The sequence below is a fragment of the Pseudomonas sp. EGD-AK9 genome, from assembly GCF_000465935.2.
GTDB lineage: Bacteria > Pseudomonadota > Gammaproteobacteria > Pseudomonadales > Pseudomonadaceae > Aquipseudomonas.
The window spans coordinates 1-1242 of the sequence record NZ_AVOF01000586.1; the positions used below are offsets into that span (position 1 = coordinate 1).

General features: G+C 69.9%; 2 protein-coding genes and 1 pseudogene. All 3 read left to right on the forward strand.

All coding sequences use genetic code 11. The features are described from left to right. Window positions 1-146, forward strand: a pseudogene (locus N878_RS29675) (LysR family transcriptional regulator); the annotation flags it as partial. Between the two features lie 67 nt (window positions 147-213). Beyond that, a complete protein-coding gene (locus N878_RS21265) occupies window positions 214-606 on the forward strand; it encodes a DUF2946 domain-containing protein (protein ID WP_021445551.1) in 393 nt (130 codons plus the stop codon). Window positions 607-685: 79 nt separating this feature from the next. Then, window positions 686-1242, forward strand: a 557-nt coding sequence (locus N878_RS21270; protein ID WP_177342924.1) for a PepSY domain-containing protein, incomplete at its 3' end; no start/stop codon positions are given.

The following is a 1242-nucleotide window of genomic DNA, read 5'->3' on the forward strand; positions in this document are numbered from 1 at the left end:
TGTTGCCGCAGTGGCGCGGCGAGCCGACCCCGCTCAACCTGGTCTGCGCCCACCGCGCGCAGCTGAGCCGGCCGGTGCACCTGCTGCGCGAGTTCGTCCAGGCGCGCTGCGCCGAGCTGCTGGCGCATGCCCCCTGGCGCGGCTAGGCTTGCACTCGGCTGCGGCAATCCACCGCAGTGTCGCGCCGCCATCGCCTGTTTAGAGTCGCGCCCCATGAAACTGGCCCGCAAACACCGCTCGCTGACCGCCTGGCTGCTGTACTTCAGCATCCTGTTCGGCGCGTTCGTCTGCGCCATCAGCCACGGCCAGATGGCCGGCCTGCAGCTCAGCGGGCTGGATGGCCAGTACTGCTCCTTCGAGGGTAACTTCGGCGCCGGCGCCGGCGCCGATCTCGACGGCTCCGGCGTGGTCGCGCCCAATCCGGCCACCGGCTCCGGTTGCGCCCTGAGCAGCAGCTTCAGCGCCATCATCCTCGCCGCCTTCTTCGGCCTGCTCGGCCTGCTGCCGGTCAGTCGCGCGCTGCCCGGCGTCAGCCTCGTGGTCCGCCGCCCGCTCCGCTACCTCTGGCCCTCGGCCAACCCCCGCGCTTCTCCGTTGTTCGCCTGATCAGCCTGCCCCTGGCGGGGCATTCCCCACCATGCGAATAGTGCGTCGCGCGGCATGCGCGCGACGCTGGAGAACTCCCATGTCGTCACCCTCCGATGCCGTTGCAGGGGCTCGCGTGCGCGCGCAGCCCGCTTTCTACAACCTGGTCTGGCGCTGGCATTTCTATGCCGGGCTGTTCGTCATCCCCTTTATGGTCATGCTGTCGATCACCGGCATGATCTACCTGTTCAAGCCACAGCTGGACCAGTGGCTGTACGCCGATCTGCTGCAGGTGCCGGCGGGCGAACGGCCCCTGGATGCCGACCGCCAGCTGGCCATCGTTCGCGCAGCCTATCCGCAGGCAGCGGTGAGCAAGTACCTGCCGCCGGTGGCGGAGGATCGCAGCGCGCAGTTCGTGATCGGCCAGGGGGGACAGGAGCTCAATCTGTTCCTCGACCCCTACCGCGGCACGCTGCTCGGCGTGCAGGACGCCACCTGGAACCTGCAGGCGGTGGTGCGCAAGCTGCACGGCGATCTGCTGCTCGGCACAGTCGGCGACCGCCTGATCGAGCTGGCCGCCGGCTGGGGCGTGGTGCTGGTGGTCTCCGGCCTGTACCTCTGGTGGCCGCGCGGCAGCGGCGGCGCCGGCGTGCTGTG

What these genes read in the sequence shown, in the direction of transcription:
- N878_RS21265 (WP_021445551.1), top strand. Translation starts at nt 214, where the DNA reads ATGAAACTGGCCCGCAAACACCGCTCGCTGACCGCCTGGCTGCTGTAC.